This is a genomic window from Pedobacter sp. 01N416, from assembly GCF_056399685.1.
This window is the reverse complement of record NZ_JBFTRT010000972.1, coordinates 1-812: the sequence shown is the minus strand read 5'-3', so window position 1 is coordinate 812 and position 812 is coordinate 1. Positions and strand designations below refer to the sequence as shown.

2 protein-coding genes are annotated in these 812 nt (G+C 38.9%); both read right to left on the bottom strand.

Going from position 1 to position 812, the window contains the following annotated elements; genetic code table 11:
* The coding region (locus AC1DND_RS28750) for an exo-alpha-sialidase (protein WP_477586367.1) at positions 1–313 on the bottom strand (313 nt) is incomplete at its 3' end.
* A 6-nt stretch (positions 314–319) separates the two neighbouring features.
* The coding region (locus AC1DND_RS28745) for an ATP-binding cassette domain-containing protein (RefSeq protein ID WP_477586365.1) at positions 320–812 on the bottom strand (493 nt) is incomplete at its 5' end.

The following is an 812-nucleotide window of genomic DNA, read 5'->3' as shown; positions in this document are numbered from 1 at the left end:
GTACAGGATTCCAGCACGCAAATCTGCTGGTATCGTTTATTATCCCGTTTGCAATTTCGATCGGTAAACTCCATTGTGTGCCAGTTTTTATTGATGACCAGATTACTACATCTTTACTGCCTTCGTGTTTACCGCCAAACCAGGCGGCCATTATTTTTCCTTTACCTAAATCAATCAGGGTTGAGGCGTGGCAGGACTCGAATGGCGCCTTTTCAAAAATAGTAGTCGATTGAATGATTTCTACTTTTTGTGCATAAATATTATTTAAAGAAAGAAAAATCAGTGTAAAAGCAATTGAAAGATTTCTAAGCATTTTCTATTATTGGTGTCCTGGAATGGCCTCGATCAGTTTTTGGGTATAAGCTGCTTTTGGCGCATAAAATATCTGCTCTGGAAAACCTTCTTCCTCAATTTTTCCTTTATTCATTACTAAAATACGGTCTGAAATATGCTTTACAACCGCCAGATCGTGAGAGATAAAGATATAAGTGAGTCCGAATTCGTGTTGGAGATCTTTGATGAGATTTAAAACCTGCGCCTGAACAGAAACATCTAAAGCAGATACCGATTCGTCGCAGATGATAAATTTAGGTTGTAAAGCCAAAGCCCTCGCGATCACTACACGCTGCCTTTGTCCGCCACTAAATTCATGCGGATATCGGTTAAAATGCTCTACTTTTAAGCCTACTTTATCAAGCAATTCCAGTACTTTTTGTTTACGCTCGCTATCGTTACGGTATAATTTATGCACCTGTAATGGCTCTAAAATCGATTGACCGATGCTTAATTTAGGGTTTAATGAAGCGTAAGGG